Here is a 16368-nt window from a genome sequence, read left to right as displayed (position 1 = left end):
TTGAAAACGGCTGTCAGCCTGAGCTTGTCGAAGGTGAAATAAAATTGGTATGGATTTGCCTTCGACAAGCTCAGGCTGACAGCAGGAGTAGTTTAGGAATTCTTGATTTTTAATTCTTGATTTTTAATTCTTAAAAATATCTTTGCGCAAAGTATAAAAACATCAACCATGAAAAAATTATTAATCATTATTGCCGCAGGCGTGCTTTTCAGCAGTTGCGACAGTGAAAGCGGGAGTGGCCATGTGATCACCCAAAAACGCTCTGCAACCGGATTTACCAAACTGAGTGTTAGTTCAGGCATCGAAGTAGAACTTCGTAAAGGTCCAGGATCCGTTACCGTGGAAGCGGATGACAACCTGATGGAATTCATCGAAACGGAAGTGGAAAATGGTACATTGAAAATAGGCATAAAGGATCATACCAGCCTGCACGATGTACACATCAGGGTTTTTGTTACGGCGAATGATATCAGTTCCATCAAGGCTTCGTCCGCGGCTTCCGTGGAAGTAAAGGATCCACTTGTAAGTTCAGGCACTGTTTCGCTGGATGCTTCCAGTGCGGCGAGCATCACCACTTCGGTAGAAGCGCCGGAAGTGCACATGGAAGCCAGCAGTGCTTCCGAAATAAAAGTATCGGGACGCACCCGCAATGTAAATGCCAACAGCTCCAGCGCTTCTACTATCAAAGCATTCGAATTGCTGAGCGAAAATACTGTAGCGGAAGCCAGCAGTGGTTCCAGCATCGACGTTTTTGCCAGCGTATCCATCGAAGCCAATGCCAGCAGCGGCAGCGATATTGATTACAAAGGTGCGGCAGCAGTAGTGAAGAAACAGGAAAGCAGTGGGGGAAGTGTAAGTAAAGAAAATTAAAAATTAAGAATTAAGAATTCAAAAGTTCAAAAGTTCAAGAGGTTCAAAAGGTTGAAATGCATTCCGATAGAATGTCAACTTTTTGAACCTCTTGAACTTTTAAACCTTTTTAACTTCTAATAAACCGGCTTAGGGCAGCCCAGCTTGTTCTTTCCGCCGCCCCTGCCACCACCTCCGCCGCCTGCACCCAGGCGATAGCTGATACGGAGGCCGGTAACGTAATACCAGTCTTTTTTATCGGGATTGCCCCTCACCGCTCCGGCAGCGGGGTAGGATGATGCGCCATGTATCTCGCTTTCGCGGTAAGCAAATGCTACGGCTTGCGGGCCACGCCCAGCCAGCAACAGGGTAGAATCGGCATAAGTGCCGCTCACATCATCCAGGTAATCGGTAAATAACTTCCTGAGGCCCACTTCGATACCTACCTGCAGGTTTTCGGTGAAAGCGAATTTTATACCGCCGCCAAAAGGGATCGCCAGCTGGTTATTCTTATATAATTTCTTTTCAGGATAGGCAGCCAGGCCCTGCCCTTCGGTGCCGAGCGTCCGCAGGAAGACCTTGTTTCCGGAAGTATCGTACGAATAGGGGTTGAAATGGAAAGCCGCTACGCTAGCAAAAAGATAAGGGGTGAAACTTTTTTCCTGTATATCGAAAATATTGTATTCGAGTCCGAGCTGGGCCTCCCATATCCGCGACTTGAAATTGAGGTTTCGGGGGTTGATGACACCTTCCTTATCCTTATCATCGCCACGGAGCGACATAAAACTTGCCATTCCGCGTAGAACAACATGGTCGTTTATATCGTAGGAAAGTCCGAGCCCGACGGCTGGTTTCGCTCCTTTGAAAGTATATCCTTTGGTTTGCAGATCGCCCTGGTAATTGGCCACACCCAGTTGCAGATCGGCGTGAAGGCGTTGAGAATGAGCAAGATAAGGCATCAGTGCAATGCATATCAGCGGGAGGTATTTTTTCATATAATATTAAGGAATGATAAGTGAAAATGGTGTGTGTTAACCTTTACCAAAAACCATTCCTAAACTGCAGGTATATTTTTTCTAAAAAAACTTTAGTTATTTCTTTTCTATTTAAGAACAGACCCTTACCTTTGCACTCCAAATTAAAAAACGGTATTTTTTAAAGTTCTTTACATATGTCACAACGAATCAGAATCAAATTACAGTCTTACGACCACAACTTAGTAGATAAGTCAGCTGAAAAGATTGTAAAAACTGTACGCAGTACTGGCGCAGTGGTAACAGGTCCAATTCCTTTACCTACGCATAAGAAAATCTTTACTGTATTGCGTTCTCCTCACGTTAACAAGAAAGCTCGTGAGCAGTTCCAATTGTGTACGCACAAACGTTTGTTAGACATTTACACCAGCAGCAGCCGTACGGTTGATGCTCTGAGCAAACTGGATTTGCCTAGTGGTGTGGATGTAGAAATCAAGGCTTGATGAACCTCTTCGCCCCGGCGAAGAAAGGCACCAGGTAAGCTCTTAAAAAGAAAAATATGAACGCTCAAGTACCCTTCATAAGGTACCGCTGAGCATAAAACAGATACAATGAAAAGTATTATTGGAAAGAAGATTGGCATGACCAGTATCTTTGATACGACCGGCAAACAGACTGCGGTTACTATCATTGAAGCTGGCCCGTGTGTAGTCACTCAAAAGAAAACCGTAGAAACAGACGGTTACAACGCCCTTCAGATCGCATTCGGCGACAAGAAAGAAAAGCACTCCATCAAAGCCGAAGTGAACCACTTCGCAAAAGCTAATACAGCTCCTAAAAAATTCGTTCAGGAAATCCGCGATAGCGAACTTACCCAGGCAGTTGGTGAAACCATTACGGTTGACATCTTTGCTGAGGGCGATAGCATTGAAGTTGTCGGTACCACCAAAGGTAAAGGCTTCCAGGGTGTTGTTAAACGTCACGGCTTCAGTGGTGTTGGTGAGCAATCCCATGGTCAGCATGACCGTCAGCGTGCACCGGGTTCTATCGGTAACTCTTCCGATGCGAGCCGTGTATTCAAAGGTATGCGCATGGCAGGCCGTATGGGTGGCGACAGGGTGAAGATGAAAGGCCTGAAAGTGGTGAAGATCTTCGCAGAAAAAAATTACATTTTGGTAAGCGGATCAGTTCCGGGCCACAACGGTTCAATCGTTTTGATACAGAAATAATAACAACAAAACGTATCACAAACCATCAACATTGAACTTAATAAAACAACGAAAATGCAACTAGATATTATAAATACAAAAGGCGAAAAAACCGGAAGGACAATTGAACTGCCGGAAGATATTTTCGGTATCGAGCCAAACGACCACGTTATTTACCTGGCTGTTAAACAATACCAGGGTGCTCAGCGCCAGGGTACGCACAAGGTAAAGACCCGTATGGAAGTGAAAGGTTCTTCCAAGAAGCTTCACAAACAAAAAGGTACAGGTGGTGCCCGTAAGGGTAACCTGCGTAACCCTATCTACAAAGGTGGTGGTAGCATCTTCGGCCCGAAACCACACAAATACGATATCAAACTGAATCGTAAAGTGAAAGACCTGGCTAAGATGAGCGCATTGTCTTACAAAGCGAAGGAAAACAACATCGTGGTACTCGAAGATGTGAACCTGGAAGCTCCAAAGACAAAAACGTTCACTGGTATCCTGAAAAGCCTGAACGTAGGCCGTAAGAAAACTCTGTTCGTGATCCCTGAATACAACGACAACTTCTACCTGAGCTTACGTAATGTAACAGGTGTAGCTGGTACTGTTGTAAATGACATGAACACTTACGATATTCTGAACGCAAACGTGCTGGTGTTGACAGAAAGCGCAGCGAAATTATTCTCAGAAGCAGCAGCTGCCGAAGCATAATAAATAACAAACCGATTTCATCAGCTTAGCTGATAGCAAATTACAAAATAGAAAAGATGAAACCATCTGACGTTTTAATTAAGCCGATTTTGTCTGAGAAAGCTAACAAGCAATCAGAAAAAATGAACCGTTACACTTTCGTAGTGGCTCGTAAGGCTAACAAACTCGAAATCAAAAAAGCAGTAGAATCTTTCTACGGCGTACAGGTTGAAGAAGTGAATACTATGGTAATGCCTTCCAAACTGAAAGCAAAATATACCAAAGCCGGTTTCATCGTTGGCCGTAAGCCAGCTAAGAAAAAAGCTGTAGTAACAGTTGCTGAAGGCGAAACGATCGACCTGTATACAACAGTATAATCACCCCTGACCCCTGAAGGGGAACAGGAGCGAAGAATAAGACTTATAACGTATGGTAATTCTGCTACCGCAAAATGCAGAGATTTTAAAAAAGGTCCGAAAGTCCCTTTAGGGATTTAGGGTAAAAGTAATTAAAAATGGCACTTAGAAAATACAAACCGGTCACAGCAGGTACCCGTTGGAGAATAGGAAATGCTTATGCAGAGATCACTACCAACATTCCTGAAAAATCTTTGCTTGAACCGCAAAAGAATACTGCCGGTCGTAACTCACAGGGTAGAAGGGCAATGCGCTACATGGGCGGCGGTAACAAAACTATGTACCGTGTGATTGATTTCAAGAGGAACAAAAAGAACATTCCGGCAACTGTAAAAACCATTGAGTACGATCCGAACCGTACAGCGTTCATCGCTCTTTTGTCTTATGCAGATGGTGAAAAACGTTATATCCTGGCTCCGCAAGGTCTCCAGGTTGGACAAAAAGTAGAAAGCGGCGATGACGTAGCTCCTGAATTAGGAAACGCGTTGATGTTGAAAAACATGCCTCTCGGTACTAACGTTCACAACATTGAAATGCAGCCTGGACAGGGTGGTATCCTGGTACGTAGTGCCGGTACATCTGCACAGCTGAATAACAAAGAAGGCAAATATGCCGTAATCAAAATGCCAAGTGGTGAGTTGAGGAAAGTATTGATCAATTGTTATGCAACAGTTGGTGTTACTTCCAACAGCGATCATAGCCTGGAAAGCATGGGTAAAGCGGGCCGTAACCGTTGGAAAGGTATCCGTCCACGTACACGTGCGGTAGCGATGAACCCGGTAGATCACCCGATGGGTGGTGGTGAAGGTCGTGCTTCAGGTGGTCATCCACGTAGCCGTAAAGGTAAATACGCTAAAGGCCAGATCACCCGTACCCGGGGTAAAGGTTCTGACAAAATGATCCTTACCCGTCGTAACGGTAAAAAACTGCCTAACAAATAAGCATTCATCATTGTTAAAATATCCCGGTGATCAATCGGGAAAATCAACAAACAAATACATACTATGAGTCGTTCGTTAAAAAAAGGCCCTTATATCGAAGCAAAGCTTGAGAACAAGATCTTCGCTATCAATGAAGGGAAAAACAAAAAAGGTGTTATCAAGACCTGGAGCCGCAGGAGCACAATTTCTCCTGACTTCGTTGGACACACTTTCGCAGTACACAACGGGAACAAATTCATCCCGGTTTATGTAACTGAATTTATGGTAGGCCATAAACTAGGTGAATTTGCACCAACAAGGAATTTCCGTGGTCACTCAAGTAAAAAAATGTAATAACTAAGTGATAAGTTTAAGTCGTAAGTACTGAGTGCTGACAACTGACAACTGACAACTGACAACTAAATAAAAATGGAAGCAGTAGCAAAATTGAATAATTATCCAACATCACCACGCAAGATGCGCTTATTGGCAGATCTGATCCGTGGAATGAAGGTGGAAAAAGCGCTGGCTATTTTGGATCACAATCCAAAACATCCTGCAGTTCCTTTACGCAAATTGGTAATTTCTGCCATCAGCAACTGGAAGGCAAAGAACGAAGGTGCTGACGAAAATGCTTTGATCGTTAAAACGATCATGGTAGATGGCGCAAGGGTTATCAAACGTATGAGGCCGGCACCACAAGGTCGTGGTTACAGGGTTCGCAAACGCAGCAACCACGTAACAGTGATTGTTGATGCAGCAGGCGTGGCAACTGAAAAAGCGGTGAAGGTTTCTAAAACCGAAACTGTAAAAGCAGAAGTAGAAGCTCCAAAAGCACCAGCTAAGAAGAAAGCTCCTGCCAGGAAAAAAACTAATTCAGAAACAGCATAATAAACTAATAAATTCTTCCCGATCATATTCGGGAGGAGCTAAATAAATACTATGGGTCAGAAAGCAAATCCGATAGGTCAAAGGTTAGGGATCATACGTGGTTGGGATAGTAACTGGTATGCTCACAAAAAAGACTACGCCAACAAATTGATCGAGGACGATAAGATCAGGAATTACCTGAACGCTCGTATCAACAAAGGTGGTATCGCTAAGATCGTTATTGAGCGTACGCTTAACAAACTGATCGTTACTATCCACACCTCCAAACCAGGTATCATCATTGGTAAAGGTGGTGGCGAAGTGGATCGTATCAAAGAAGAGTTGAAGAAACTGTGTGGTAAAGAAGACGTGCAGATCAACATCCTCGAGATCCGTCGCCCTGAACTGGATGCAAACATTGTTGCAGATACAATTGCCCGTCAATTGGAAAATCGTATCAACTACAAACGTGCTATCAAAATGGCGATCGCTTCAGCTCTCCGTATGGGTGCAGAAGGTATCAAAGTAAAAGTTGGTGGTCGTTTGGGTGGTGCTGAGATCGCTCGCAGCGAAGAAATCAAACAAGGCCGTACACCGTTGCATACTTTGCGTATGGATATCGATTATGCAAATGTATTTGCCCTGACTGTATATGGTAAAATAGGTATCAAAGTATGGATCTGTAAAGGTGAAGTACTTGGTAAAAGGGATCTTAACCCGAACGTACTTGCCGGTGGTAAGAACGATGGACCGGAAAGGCCAGGTGGATTCGACCGCAGGGATGACCGTGGCGGCGACCGCAGGGGCGGAGACCGTGGTGGTGACCGCAGAGGTGGTGGCCAGGGTGGCTCACGCGGCGGTGCACAGGGCGGAAGGCGCTAATGCTCAATTAAGAATTAAAAATTAAGAATTAAAAATTGTGGAGAGCAGGTGTTAGAAAAGGTAACTCTGAACACTGATCTCTCAACTCTAAACTGATATAAAATGTTATCACCAAAAAGAACCAAACACAGGAAAACACAAAAAGGCAGAATGAAGGGAGACACTAAACGTGGTGCTACCTTAGCTTTTGGAACCTTTGGTTTGAAAGCCCTTGACAGTGTTTGGCTTACCAGCAGACAAATTGAAAGTGCCCGTCAGGCAATGACGCGTGCGATGAAAAGAGAAGGTAATGTATGGATCAGGATATTCCCGGATAAACCGATCACTGCAAAACCAGCTGAAGTGAGGATGGGTAAAGGTAAAGGTAACCCTGAAGGTTGGGCAGCTATCGTACAACCAGGCCGTATCCTGTTTGAAGCGGATGGTGTAACCGAAGAAGTAGCAAAGCATGCATTTGCATTGGCTGCTCAGAAATTACCGATCCTTACCAAGTTCATCGTAAGCAGGGATTATAACGCAACAGCCTAATAATTTGCAGAAGTGCACATTTGCAACTAGCAAAAGTGCACAGACCGCACACTGATTTGCACATCGGCCCATTTGCAGATTTGCACATTTTACAGAATATCAAATAATAAACAAAATGTCTAAAAAAGTTGATTTCCAAAAAAGCCTGACTGGATTGAGTGAGGCAGAACTGATAGCAAAGATCCAGGAAGATGAGTTGCGTATGAAAAAATTAAGTTTTGCTCATGCGATCGCTCCGCTTGAAAATCCTCAGAGCATCCGTTCTTTGAGGAGGGATATAGCACGTTTAAAAACTCAATTACGCAAAACACAAATTGGAGCTTAATCCAATAAAATAATAAATGATGGAAGCAACAGCAACTACAACAAGCGTTGAAAGGAATTTAAGGAAAACCAGGACAGGTGTGGTATCCAGCAACAAAATGGATAAAACCATCACTGTTAAAGTGGAAAGGAAAGTAAAACATCCGCTTTACGGAAAATTCGTAAAGAAAACCACCAGTTTTCATGCTCATGACGAAAAGAACGAGTGCAGCATCGGTGATACAGTTCGTATCATGGAAGCCCGCCCTATGAGCAAAACAAAACGTTGGAGATTGGTAGAAGTGATCGAAAAAGTAAAATAATACTATTCGTTCGATCGGCGGATCCGGAATGCAAATTCTTACTGCCGCTTTACTTAATAAAAGTTTAAACTGATCTGGATGCGATCATCGCAGGTCATAAAAATAGAAAAATGATTCAGCAAGAAAGTAGACTAAACGTAGCGGACAACAGTGGTGCCAAAGAGGTATTGTGTATCCGTGTACTTGGTAACAGCGGCCAGGATTACGCAAAGATCGGCGATAAGATCGTTGTGACTGTAAAAGATGCCATGCCTGCAGGTGGTGTTAAAAAAGGTACAGTTAGTAAAGCTGTTATCGTAAGGACAAAGAACAAATTGCGTCGTAAAGATGGTTCTTACATCCGTTTTGATGACAACGCGGTTGTATTACTGAATAACTCAGACGAACCAAGAGGTACACGTATCTTCGGCCCGGTAGCCCGCGAATTGAGGGATAAAGGTTACATGAAGATCATTTCTCTTGCTCCTGAAGTGTTATAATTTAAAAAACAACATGAATCTGAAATATGCGGCCTGCATATTTGCAGGTTTGCAAATAGATAAACAATGAGTACAAGATTTAAACCAAAGTTCAACATTAAAAAAGGTGATTCAGTAGTAGTCATTACTGGTGAAGATAAGGACCTGAAGAAACCACGTAAAGTGTTGGAAGTGATCATCGATAAAGCCCGTGTATTGGTGGAAGGTGTAAACATCGTAACCAAGCACACTAAGCCTACCGCACAGAACACCAAAGGCGGTATCGTAAAAGTAGAAGCACCGATTGCTATCAGCAACGTTATGCTTTGGGATGCTAAAGCAGGCGCACCCAGCAAGGTAAAACGCACCCGCGAAAATGGTAAACTAGTTCGTATAGCTAAAAAATCAGGGGAGGTAATCAAATAATGAGCACAAAAACAAACAACCCAAGATTAGCAGATAAGTACACTTCAGAAGTGATACCTGCTCTAATGAAAAAATTCAGTTACAAAACTGTAATGCAGGCTCCTAAGCTGACCAAGATTTGTTTGAATCGTGGTGTGAACGGCGCAGTAACTGATAAGAAGCTGATTGATGTTGCCATCGATGAGCTGACAAACATCACTGGTCAGAAAGCAGTAGCTACCATGTCCAAGAAGGATATCTCAAACTTCAAACTGCGTAAGAACATGCCGATCGGCGCTCGTGTTACTTTGCGTGGTGTGAAAATGTATGAGTTCCTGGACAGGCTGGTATCCGTTTCCCTGCCACGTGTACGTGATTTCAAAGGCATCAATGATAAAGCATTCGATGGCCGTGGAAACTATACACTGGGTGTTACCGAACAGATCATTTTCCCTGAGATCGATATCGATAAGGTAAATAAGATCACAGGTCTTGACATCACTTTCGTAACTACAGCTAATACCAACGAAGAAGCTTACGAATTGTTGAAAGAGCTGGGTATGCCGTTTAAGAATGTAAAAAAATAATTAAGAATAAGTTTTTAATAAAAAACAATTATGGCAAAAAAATCAATACAAGCCAGGCAAAGGAAAAGAGCAGTTATTGTTGCGAAGTTTGCAGAAAAAAGAGCAGCATTAAAAGAAGCAGGTGATTACGCAGCATTAGATCTGCTGCCTAAGAACGCTTCACCGGTTCGCCTTAAAAACCGTTGCCAGCTTACCGGCCGTGGGAGAGGTTATATGCGTCATTTCGGGATCAGCCGTATCATGTTCAGGGACATGGCAGTACAAGGTAAAATTCCAGGTGTAACTAAAGCCAGCTGGTAATACCCCCTGACCCCCTGAAGGGGGAACGAGGATATCGCATTGTAAAAAAATTATTAAATCAATTAACAGAAATAACAATGGTTACTGATCCAATTGCAGATTATTTGACAAGAATTCGTAACGCACAGATGGCTAATCACCGTATTGTGGAAATTCCTGCAAGCAACCTGAAAAAACGTATCACTGAAATTTTGTACGATAAAGGGTACATTTTGAAATATAAATTTGAAGATGACAGCAAACAAGGCGTTATCAAGATCGCTTTGAAATATGATCCATCTACCAAATTACCGGTTATCCAGAGCCTCGAAAGGGTCAGCCGTCCGGGTTTGCGTACTTACGCAAAACCAGAAGACTTCAAACGTGTGAAAAATGGTTTGGGCGTTGCCATCATCTCTACATCTAAAGGTGTAATGACTGATAAAGAAGCAAAAGCTCAGAATGTAGGTGGTGAAGTTTTGTGTAACATTTATTAATACAATGGTCCCGACTGTACAGTTGGGACCGTTAAATATACTGGTCCGATAATTAAGCCTCTTAGTCGTGGCTGAACACAGACCATCTTTCATAACAAAAAACAAAAATCGACTATGTCTAGAATTGGTAAAAAGCCGGTAAGCATAACAAGTGGTGTTACCATCACAGTTAGCCCGGATAATATCGTAACCGTAAAAGGTCCTAAAGGTGAGTTGAAACAAACCATCGACAGGGATATTAAAGTAGAAGTAAAAGGTGAAACTGTAGAATTCGTACGTCCTACAGACCAGATCCGCCACAGGGCAATGCACGGTCTGTACCGTTCATTGATCAGCAACATGGTAAAAGGTGTTACTGAAGGTTTTAAAAAAGAACTTGAATTGGTGGGTGTGGGTTACAAAGCATCTAACCAGGGCAACCTGCTTGACCTTGCTTTGGGGTACTCTCACAACATCGTGTTGGAAATACCAAAAGAACTGACTATCGCTACAGCTCAGGAAAAAGGGAAGAACCCGATCATCACTTTGCAGAGTATCGACAAACAGCTGTTGGGCCAGGTATGTGCTAAAATACGCAGCTTACGTAAACCAGAACCATACAAAGGGAAGGGTGTTAAATTCGTGGGTGAAGTATTACGTAGGAAAGCTGGTAAATCTGCTGGTAAATAATAACAACTAATCAACTGAATTTCCGGCAGTATCGGGAATCGCAAAATAAAATACAATGAGTAACAGTAAATCAAGCGCAAGACAAAAGATCAGGTACCGTATCCGCAAAAAGATCAGCGGAACTGCCGCAGCTCCACGTCTTACAGTTTTCAGGAGCAACAGCGATATCTATGCACAATTGATAGATGATGCAAACGGTGTAACCATCGCGGCAGCATCTTCCCGTCAGAAAGATATCAGTGCCCAGAAAGCACCGAAGATCGAAAAAAGCAAACTGGTTGGTGAAGCTATCGGAAGGAAAGCAACCGAACTGGGTGTAAAAAAAGTGATCTTCGATCGTAGCGGTTACATCTACCACGGACGCGTTAAAGCAGTAGCTGACGGCGCAAGGGAAGCTGGTCTGGAATTTTAATTAAAAGAAAAAATTAAATAGGTTTAAATGTCAAACGTAATAACAAATAAAATGAAAGCTGGTGACCTTGAGTTGAAAGAAAAGGTAGTAGCGATCAACCGTGTTGTAAAGACAACCAAAGGTGGACGTGCGTTCAGCTTTTCTGCCCTGGTGGTTGTTGGTAACGAAGCTGGTGTTGTAGGCCATGGCCTTGGCAAAGCTAAAGAGGTTCAGGAAGCTATCACAAAAGGTATCGAAGATGCTAAGAAGAACCTGATCAGGGTTCCGGTTATGCACGGTACTATTCCTCACGAGCAGTTCACCAAAGAAGGTGCTGCAAAGGTGCTGATAAAACCAGCAGCCCATGGTACTGGCGTTATCGCCGGAGGTAGCATGCGTGCGGTTTTGGAAAGCGCTGGTATCACCGACGTATTGGCGAAGAACCTTGGTTCTGCTAATCCTGCAAACGTAGTGAAAGCAACAGTAAAAGCTTTGGCAACTTTGCGTGAACCAATCGCAGTAGCTAAGATCCGCAACGTATCATTAAAGAAAGTATTTAACGGATAATACAAATGTATGATGGTTGATCTTCTTCCATCACACATCATACATCCTACATCATACATCATACATTAAAGAAAATGGCAAAGATTAAAGTAACACAGGTGAAAAGCGTGATCGACCGGTCAGAGCGCCAGAAAAGAACAATGGTGGCTTTGGGTTTGAAAAAAATCAACGCTACTGTAGAAGTAGAAGCTACTCCGCAGATCCTGGGCATGGTCACTAAAGTGAACCACCTGGTGAAAGTGGAAGAAGTAAAATAAAAGCAATTACGAATTATCAATTACGAATTACGAATGTAGTTCCCGTTGAGAAGATAATTCGTAATTCGTAATTGATAATTCGTAATTAATTAACGCGAGGGGTGATACCCCGTAAGTCAAAAATCAACAACAATGAATTTACATTCTCTTAAGCCTGCAAAAGGCGCAACGCACAAAGAAAAACGTATCGGCCGTGGTGAGGCAAGTGGTAAAGGTGGTACCTCTACAAAAGGTAACAAAGGTGGTCAGAGCCGTGCAGGTTACAAAAGCAAAAAAGCTCACGAAGGTGGACAGATGCCAATTCAGCGTCGTATACCAAAACGTGGTTTCACTAATATCAACCGTGTAGATTACAAAGTGATCAACATCGGACAGGTAGATCAGCTTGCTGAAAAATACGGTTTCACTGAGATCAGCCCGGAAACACTTTACATCAACAGCCTGTTGAGCCAGACAGACCTGCTGAAAGTGTTGGGTAATGGTGAGATCAAAGGTAAGTTCGCTTTCAAAGTAAACGCCATTAGCGAAAAAGCTAAATCAGCAATTGAAGCAGCCGGCGGTACTGTTGAAATAGTGAAATAATTTCACGATATTTGTTACCCCGCGAGTAGCGGGGTATTTTTACTTTTAGAACAATATTTAAACCGATTATAATTCGTGAAGAAGTTTGTTACAACATTAAAGAATATCTGGAGCATTGAGGAACTGCGAAATAAAATAGTTTTTACACTCGTATTGCTTTTTATCTACCGCGTTGGTTCTTACATCATTCTTCCGGGGATAGATCCGAATAAACTCGATGCCTTGCATAAGAGCGCCCAGTCAGGGATGCTTGGTTTGCTGGATGCATTCGTAGGTGGTGCATTCTCTAAAGCATCCATCTTCGCATTAGGTATCATGCCATACATTTCCGCTTCCATCTTCATGCAGCTGGTTACCATCCTGGTACCACAAATGGCGAAAATCCAGAAGGAAGGAGAAAGCGGCAGAAAAAAAATCAACCAATGGACCCGTTACCTGACAGTGATTGTTACAGCTTTCCAGGCTGGCGCATACATCGGGTACCTTAACAGTCCTGCAATTAAAGATGCTCTTATCCCGGGATACAGCGCTTTGTTCCTGCCTTCAACTATCATCATCCTCACCGTAGGTACATTATTCGTAATGTGGTTAGGTGAAAAGATCACTGATAAAGGGTTGGGTAACGGTACTTCTCTCATCATCATGATCGGTATCCTTGCACGTTTCCCTGAAGCCATCGGCCAGGAATGGGCAGCACGTACCACAAGGGGCGCAGGTGGACTTTTGTTCATCCTCGTAGAAATATTGCTCCTGATCGGTATCATCATGGGATTGATCATGCTGGTTCAGGGTACAAGAAAAGTTCCGGTGAACTATGCAAAACAGATCGTTGGTAACCGCCAGTTCGGTGGAGCAAGGAACTTCCTGCCGCTGAAAGTGAACGCTGCCGGCGTTATGCCGATCATCTTTGCACAGGCAATCTTGTTCTTACCTACCATCTTCACAGGTTTCACCGGTGATGGCTGGGCTAAATATTTTACAGATCATACCAACTGGGTATATATGGTTGTTTATTCTGTCTGCGTGATAGCATTTACTTTCCTCTACACCGCCTTGATCTTTAATCCAAAACAGATGGCCGACGAGTTGAAACGTAACAACGGTTTCATCCCGGGTGTTAAGCCAGGTCAGCCAACCGCTGATTACATCGGTACCATCATGGACAGGATCACTTTGCCAGGTGCGGTATTACTCGCGGCTGTTGGTATCCTGCCCGGATTGATCCAGTTATTGTTTGGTATGCAGCAGAATTTTTCTACCTTCTTCGGCGGTACTTCATTGCTGATCATGGTAGGTGTTATTCTCGATACATTGCAGCAGATCGAAACACAGTTGTTGATGCGTCAGTACGACGGGTTGATGAGCAGTGGAAGGATGCAGGGCAGGCAAGCGGTAACATCTGGTATCTAAAAACAACATACACTTACTTTATAAAGCCCTGACGAAATAATCGTTGGGGCTTCTTTTAATAAACTATTTCACGATGATACAGTATAAATCGAAAGAAGAAATTGAGATCATGCGCCACAGCTGCCTGCTGGTAGGTAAAGCGCATGCCGAAGCGGCAAAAGTGATGAAAGAAGGGATGACCACCATGCAGGTGAATAATATTGTAGAACAATTTATCCTCGATAATGGCGGCACACCAACTTTTAAAAATTACAACGGCTTTCCTTATGCTACCTGCATCTCCATGAATGAAGCGGTGGTACACGGGTTTCCCGGCGAACACGTGTTGAAGAGTGGCGATATCATTTCATTGGACATCGGCGTTTATAAAAATGGTTTTCATGGAGACAGTGCTTACACTTACGCTATAGGAGAAATTGCGGATGAAGTAAAACAGTTGCTCAGGGTTACTAAAGAATCATTGTATCTCGGAATTAAAAAAGCCCGCCAGGGAAATCGTGTGGGTGATATCGCTAATGCTATCCAGGAGCATACGGAAAGAAAACATGGTTATGGTGTGGTCAGGGAACTGGTAGGACATGGCGTTGGCCGCAACCTGCACGAAGAACCACAGGTGCCTAATTATGGCAAAAGAGGCACGGGGGCAAAGCTGAAAGAAGGAATGGTATTGGCCATCGAGCCGATGATCAACCTTGGGGTAAAGGAAGTAGTTCATCTTGAAGATGGCTGGACGATCCTTACCAAAGACCGTAAACCATCTGCCCATTTTGAACATGATGTCTGCATCACCAAAGGCGAACCGGACATTCTTTCTTCATTTGAAGAAATTGAAGCGGCAGAGAAGGGGAATCCGAACCTGACGTGGAGCTATTAAGGCAATAGTGAATGGTCAATAGTCAATTACTTTCACGAGAACCTACTTTTTATATAAGTTTATAATTTTTGAAAGACATTTCAACCGAATGGACCATTCACTATTCACTATTGACTATTCACAAAAATCGCTTATCGTCATCGGCGGAGGCGCTGCAGGTTTTTTCTGCGCAGTAAATGCCGCCCGCCTGCATCCCGGCCTGAAGGTGATCATCCTGGAAAAAAGTTCCAAATTATTAAGTAAGGTAAAAGTGAGTGGTGGCGGGCGTTGCAATGTAACGCATGCCTGTTTCAGCATTTCCGAAATGGTAAAGCGTTACCCACGAGGGGAGAATTTTGTAAAGAAAACATTCCATCATTTTTTTACAACAGATACTGTTGAATGGTTCAAAGAACGCGGGGAGTCATTAAAGACCGAAGCCGATGGAAGGATGTTTCCCATCACCAATAATTCGCAGACCATCATCGATTGCCTGCTCGCTGAAGCCAATAAATATAAAGTGGAGATCAGGATGAATGCAGGCGTAGAATCATTTGCAAAAGTGAATGATCGGTTCGAGATAAAATTGTCGGGCGATCGCGTGTTGCATGCCGATCATCTTTGCATTGCCAGTGGTGGTTTCCCAAAATCTTCACAGTTCGACTGGCTCACTCAAACCGGCCACAGCATTCAATCACCCGTTCCATCATTATTTACCTTTAATATTCCCCACCATAACATCACTTCGCTGATGGGGATTGCCGTGCCTGAAACGGTGGTAAAGATCGTTGGCACAAAGCTACAGCAAAGCGGCCCGCTGCTCATTACACACTGGGGGCTGAGCGGACCTGCAATTTTGAAAACATCTGCCTGGGCGGCAAGAGTATTGGCAGAAAAAAATTATGAATACAAAATACTGGTCAACTGGCTGCCACAGTACAATGAGAATTCGCTTCGCGAAAAAATCCTGCAGGTCAGGTTTGATGTGGCAGCACAAAAGATTTACAATCGCAATCCTTTTGGTTTGCCCTCCCGCTTGTGGGAATATTTGCTCAACGAATGCGGCGTAAAAGACGACGTACGCTGGGCCGATCTTCCTGCAAAGGAACAAAACAAGCTGGTAAAAATATTGTGCGCCCACGAATTTGATGTGAAAGGCAAAACCACTTTCAAGGAAGAATTTGTAACCGCCGGTGGTATCAATCTCGAAGAAATAGATCCGTCCACGATGGAAAGCAGGTTGGTGAAAGGCCTGTTTTTTGCCGGGGAAGTGATAGACGTAGATGGCGTAACCGGCGGCTTCAATTTTCAGAACGCCTGGACGACGGGATGGATAGCAGCGCAATTAAGAAGTAGAAATTAAGAATGAATGTGCCCTGATACAGCGTTGCCCAATTTTAACATCACCTATAACAGAAACAGTCCGAAGGTTTGACCATTGGCTATTCAC

25 protein-coding genes and 1 pseudogene are annotated in these 16368 nt (G+C 43.6%); 25 read left to right on the top strand and 1 reads right to left on the bottom strand.

What is annotated here, in order from left to right:
- Positions 1 to 168 precede the first annotated feature (168 nt).
- A complete protein-coding gene (locus tag EGI32_RS07230; protein WP_255154712.1) occupies positions 169 to 870 on the top strand; it encodes a head GIN domain-containing protein in 702 nt (233 codons plus the stop codon).
- Positions 871 to 986: 116 nt separating this feature from the next.
- On the opposite strand, the gene EGI32_RS07225 is transcribed toward EGI32_RS07230, so the two are convergent.
- On the bottom strand, positions 987 to 1844 hold the full coding sequence (locus tag EGI32_RS07225) for a DUF6089 family protein (RefSeq protein ID WP_255154711.1): 858 nt from the start codon (positions 1842 to 1844) through the stop codon (positions 987 to 989).
- Between the two features lie 176 nt (positions 1845 to 2020).
- Here EGI32_RS07225 and rpsJ point away from each other — a divergent pair, with 176 nt between their 5' ends.
- From rpsJ to EGI32_RS07105, 24 genes and pseudogenes are all read left to right on the top strand, one after another.
- Positions 2021 to 2326 carry a 30S ribosomal protein S10 gene (gene rpsJ / locus EGI32_RS07220; RefSeq protein ID WP_123122649.1) on the top strand — a complete coding sequence of 102 codons (306 nt, stop codon included), beginning with the start codon at positions 2021 to 2023 and terminating at the stop codon, positions 2324 to 2326.
- A 108-nt stretch (positions 2327 to 2434) separates the two neighbouring features.
- Positions 2435 to 3052 (top strand): 50S ribosomal protein L3, encoded by a 618-nt coding sequence (gene rplC, locus EGI32_RS07215; protein ID WP_255154710.1) that lies wholly within the window; start codon positions 2435 to 2437, stop codon positions 3050 to 3052.
- A 54-nt stretch (positions 3053 to 3106) separates the two neighbouring features.
- Positions 3107 to 3742, top strand: coding sequence for a 50S ribosomal protein L4 (rplD, locus tag EGI32_RS07210; protein WP_255154709.1), 636 nt, complete (start codon positions 3107 to 3109; stop codon positions 3740 to 3742).
- Positions 3743 to 3798: 56 nt separating this feature from the next.
- Complete coding sequence (gene rplW, locus EGI32_RS07205; protein ID WP_255154708.1) at positions 3799 to 4098, top strand: 50S ribosomal protein L23; 300 nt, start codon at positions 3799 to 3801, stop codon at positions 4096 to 4098.
- A 137-nt stretch (positions 4099 to 4235) separates the two neighbouring features.
- A complete protein-coding gene (rplB, locus tag EGI32_RS07200) occupies positions 4236 to 5078 on the top strand; it encodes a 50S ribosomal protein L2 (RefSeq protein ID WP_255154707.1) in 843 nt (280 codons plus the stop codon).
- 63 nt (positions 5079 to 5141) lie between these two features.
- Positions 5142 to 5411 (top strand): 30S ribosomal protein S19, encoded by a 270-nt coding sequence (gene rpsS, locus EGI32_RS07195; RefSeq protein ID WP_255154706.1) that lies wholly within the window; start codon positions 5142 to 5144, stop codon positions 5409 to 5411.
- Positions 5412 to 5486: 75 nt separating this feature from the next.
- A pseudogene (gene rplV / locus EGI32_RS07190) lies at positions 5487 to 5810 on the top strand (50S ribosomal protein L22); the annotation flags it as partial.
- Positions 5811 to 5999: 189 nt separating this feature from the next.
- A complete protein-coding gene (gene rpsC, locus EGI32_RS07185) occupies positions 6000 to 6809 on the top strand; it encodes a 30S ribosomal protein S3 (protein WP_255154704.1) in 810 nt (269 codons plus the stop codon).
- Between the two features lie 102 nt (positions 6810 to 6911).
- The gene (gene rplP, locus EGI32_RS07180; RefSeq protein WP_255154703.1) at positions 6912 to 7337 is read left to right on the top strand and encodes a 50S ribosomal protein L16; all 426 of its coding nucleotides are present in this window, start codon (positions 6912 to 6914) and stop codon (positions 7335 to 7337) included.
- A gap of 115 nt (positions 7338 to 7452) precedes the next feature.
- Positions 7453 to 7662, top strand: a complete 210-nt coding sequence (rpmC, locus tag EGI32_RS07175) for a 50S ribosomal protein L29 (RefSeq protein WP_255154702.1) — start codon at positions 7453 to 7455, stop codon at positions 7660 to 7662.
- Positions 7663 to 7681: 19 nt separating this feature from the next.
- The gene (rpsQ, locus tag EGI32_RS07170; RefSeq protein WP_369681635.1) at positions 7682 to 7963 is read left to right on the top strand and encodes a 30S ribosomal protein S17; all 282 of its coding nucleotides are present in this window, start codon (positions 7682 to 7684) and stop codon (positions 7961 to 7963) included.
- Between the two features lie 110 nt (positions 7964 to 8073).
- Positions 8074 to 8442: a 50S ribosomal protein L14 gene (gene rplN, locus EGI32_RS07165; RefSeq protein ID WP_255154700.1), complete on the top strand. Its 369-nt coding sequence runs from the start codon at positions 8074 to 8076 to the stop codon at positions 8440 to 8442.
- Between the two features lie 66 nt (positions 8443 to 8508).
- The gene (gene rplX, locus EGI32_RS07160; protein ID WP_255154699.1) at positions 8509 to 8847 is read left to right on the top strand and encodes a 50S ribosomal protein L24; all 339 of its coding nucleotides are present in this window, start codon (positions 8509 to 8511) and stop codon (positions 8845 to 8847) included.
- Positions 8847 to 9413, top strand: a complete 567-nt coding sequence (rplE, locus tag EGI32_RS07155) for a 50S ribosomal protein L5 (RefSeq protein WP_255154698.1) — start codon at positions 8847 to 8849, stop codon at positions 9411 to 9413. Before rplX ends, rplE begins: the two co-directional genes overlap by 1 nt.
- A gap of 30 nt (positions 9414 to 9443) precedes the next feature.
- Complete coding sequence (gene rpsN, locus EGI32_RS07150; RefSeq protein WP_255154697.1) at positions 9444 to 9713, top strand: 30S ribosomal protein S14; 270 nt, start codon at positions 9444 to 9446, stop codon at positions 9711 to 9713.
- Between the two features lie 77 nt (positions 9714 to 9790).
- Positions 9791 to 10189: a 30S ribosomal protein S8 gene (rpsH, locus tag EGI32_RS07145; RefSeq protein ID WP_255154696.1), complete on the top strand. Its 399-nt coding sequence runs from the start codon at positions 9791 to 9793 to the stop codon at positions 10187 to 10189.
- Between the two features lie 114 nt (positions 10190 to 10303).
- The gene (gene rplF, locus EGI32_RS07140) at positions 10304 to 10858 is read left to right on the top strand and encodes a 50S ribosomal protein L6 (RefSeq protein WP_255154695.1); all 555 of its coding nucleotides are present in this window, start codon (positions 10304 to 10306) and stop codon (positions 10856 to 10858) included.
- 55 nt (positions 10859 to 10913) lie between these two features.
- On the top strand, positions 10914 to 11270 hold the full coding sequence (rplR, locus tag EGI32_RS07135) for a 50S ribosomal protein L18 (protein ID WP_255154694.1): 357 nt from the start codon (positions 10914 to 10916) through the stop codon (positions 11268 to 11270).
- A gap of 51 nt (positions 11271 to 11321) precedes the next feature.
- Complete coding sequence (rpsE, locus tag EGI32_RS07130) at positions 11322 to 11816, top strand: 30S ribosomal protein S5 (protein ID WP_255154809.1); 495 nt, start codon at positions 11322 to 11324, stop codon at positions 11814 to 11816.
- A gap of 74 nt (positions 11817 to 11890) precedes the next feature.
- Positions 11891 to 12073, top strand: coding sequence for a 50S ribosomal protein L30 (gene rpmD / locus EGI32_RS07125; RefSeq protein ID WP_255154693.1), 183 nt, complete (start codon positions 11891 to 11893; stop codon positions 12071 to 12073).
- Between the two features lie 132 nt (positions 12074 to 12205).
- The gene (gene rplO, locus EGI32_RS07120; protein WP_255154692.1) at positions 12206 to 12655 is read left to right on the top strand and encodes a 50S ribosomal protein L15; all 450 of its coding nucleotides are present in this window, start codon (positions 12206 to 12208) and stop codon (positions 12653 to 12655) included.
- Between the two features lie 75 nt (positions 12656 to 12730).
- Positions 12731 to 14065 carry a preprotein translocase subunit SecY gene (gene secY, locus EGI32_RS07115; protein ID WP_255154691.1) on the top strand — a complete coding sequence of 445 codons (1335 nt, stop codon included), beginning with the start codon at positions 12731 to 12733 and terminating at the stop codon, positions 14063 to 14065.
- Between the two features lie 73 nt (positions 14066 to 14138).
- Positions 14139 to 14939 (top strand): type I methionyl aminopeptidase, encoded by an 801-nt coding sequence (map, locus tag EGI32_RS07110; RefSeq protein ID WP_255154690.1) that lies wholly within the window; start codon positions 14139 to 14141, stop codon positions 14937 to 14939.
- An 88-nt stretch (positions 14940 to 15027) separates the two neighbouring features.
- Positions 15028 to 16281 (top strand): NAD(P)/FAD-dependent oxidoreductase, encoded by a 1254-nt coding sequence (locus EGI32_RS07105; RefSeq protein WP_255154689.1) that lies wholly within the window; start codon positions 15028 to 15030, stop codon positions 16279 to 16281.
- The last annotated feature ends 87 nt before the right edge of the window (positions 16282 to 16368 follow it).

It is taken from the genome of Ferruginibacter sp. HRS2-29, assembly GCF_024343615.1.
In the GTDB taxonomy this organism is placed as follows: Bacteria; Bacteroidota; Bacteroidia; order Chitinophagales; family Chitinophagaceae; genus Ferruginibacter.
This window is presented reverse-complemented; position numbering and strand designations above follow the sequence as displayed.

What these genes read in the sequence shown, in the direction of transcription:
- EGI32_RS07230 (WP_255154712.1), top strand. Translation starts at nt 169, where the DNA reads ATGAAAAAATTATTAATCATTATTGCCGCAGGCGTGCTTTTCAGCAGT.
- EGI32_RS07225 (WP_255154711.1), bottom strand. Translation starts at nt 1,844, where the DNA reads ATGAAAAAATACCTCCCGCTGATATGCATTGCACTGATGCCTTATCTT.
- rpsJ (WP_123122649.1), top strand. Translation starts at nt 2,021, where the DNA reads ATGTCACAACGAATCAGAATCAAATTACAGTCTTACGACCACAACTTA.
- rplC (WP_255154710.1), top strand. Translation starts at nt 2,435, where the DNA reads ATGAAAAGTATTATTGGAAAGAAGATTGGCATGACCAGTATCTTTGAT.
- rplD (WP_255154709.1), top strand. Translation starts at nt 3,107, where the DNA reads ATGCAACTAGATATTATAAATACAAAAGGCGAAAAAACCGGAAGGACA.
- rplW (WP_255154708.1), top strand. Translation starts at nt 3,799, where the DNA reads ATGAAACCATCTGACGTTTTAATTAAGCCGATTTTGTCTGAGAAAGCT.
- rplB (WP_255154707.1), top strand. Translation starts at nt 4,236, where the DNA reads ATGGCACTTAGAAAATACAAACCGGTCACAGCAGGTACCCGTTGGAGA.
- rpsS (WP_255154706.1), top strand. Translation starts at nt 5,142, where the DNA reads ATGAGTCGTTCGTTAAAAAAAGGCCCTTATATCGAAGCAAAGCTTGAG.
- rpsC (WP_255154704.1), top strand. Translation starts at nt 6,000, where the DNA reads ATGGGTCAGAAAGCAAATCCGATAGGTCAAAGGTTAGGGATCATACGT.
- rplP (WP_255154703.1), top strand. Translation starts at nt 6,912, where the DNA reads ATGTTATCACCAAAAAGAACCAAACACAGGAAAACACAAAAAGGCAGA.
- rpmC (WP_255154702.1), top strand. Translation starts at nt 7,453, where the DNA reads ATGTCTAAAAAAGTTGATTTCCAAAAAAGCCTGACTGGATTGAGTGAG.
- rpsQ (WP_369681635.1), top strand. Translation starts at nt 7,682, where the DNA reads ATGGAAGCAACAGCAACTACAACAAGCGTTGAAAGGAATTTAAGGAAA.
- rplN (WP_255154700.1), top strand. Translation starts at nt 8,074, where the DNA reads ATGATTCAGCAAGAAAGTAGACTAAACGTAGCGGACAACAGTGGTGCC.
- rplX (WP_255154699.1), top strand. Translation starts at nt 8,509, where the DNA reads ATGAGTACAAGATTTAAACCAAAGTTCAACATTAAAAAAGGTGATTCA.
- rplE (WP_255154698.1), top strand. Translation starts at nt 8,847, where the DNA reads ATGAGCACAAAAACAAACAACCCAAGATTAGCAGATAAGTACACTTCA.
- rpsN (WP_255154697.1), top strand. Translation starts at nt 9,444, where the DNA reads ATGGCAAAAAAATCAATACAAGCCAGGCAAAGGAAAAGAGCAGTTATT.
- rpsH (WP_255154696.1), top strand. Translation starts at nt 9,791, where the DNA reads ATGGTTACTGATCCAATTGCAGATTATTTGACAAGAATTCGTAACGCA.
- rplF (WP_255154695.1), top strand. Translation starts at nt 10,304, where the DNA reads ATGTCTAGAATTGGTAAAAAGCCGGTAAGCATAACAAGTGGTGTTACC.
- rplR (WP_255154694.1), top strand. Translation starts at nt 10,914, where the DNA reads ATGAGTAACAGTAAATCAAGCGCAAGACAAAAGATCAGGTACCGTATC.
- rpsE (WP_255154809.1), top strand. Translation starts at nt 11,322, where the DNA reads ATGAAAGCTGGTGACCTTGAGTTGAAAGAAAAGGTAGTAGCGATCAAC.
- rpmD (WP_255154693.1), top strand. Translation starts at nt 11,891, where the DNA reads ATGGCAAAGATTAAAGTAACACAGGTGAAAAGCGTGATCGACCGGTCA.
- rplO (WP_255154692.1), top strand. Translation starts at nt 12,206, where the DNA reads ATGAATTTACATTCTCTTAAGCCTGCAAAAGGCGCAACGCACAAAGAA.
- map (WP_255154690.1), top strand. Translation starts at nt 14,139, where the DNA reads ATGATACAGTATAAATCGAAAGAAGAAATTGAGATCATGCGCCACAGC.
- EGI32_RS07105 (WP_255154689.1), top strand. Translation starts at nt 15,028, where the DNA reads ATGGACCATTCACTATTCACTATTGACTATTCACAAAAATCGCTTATC.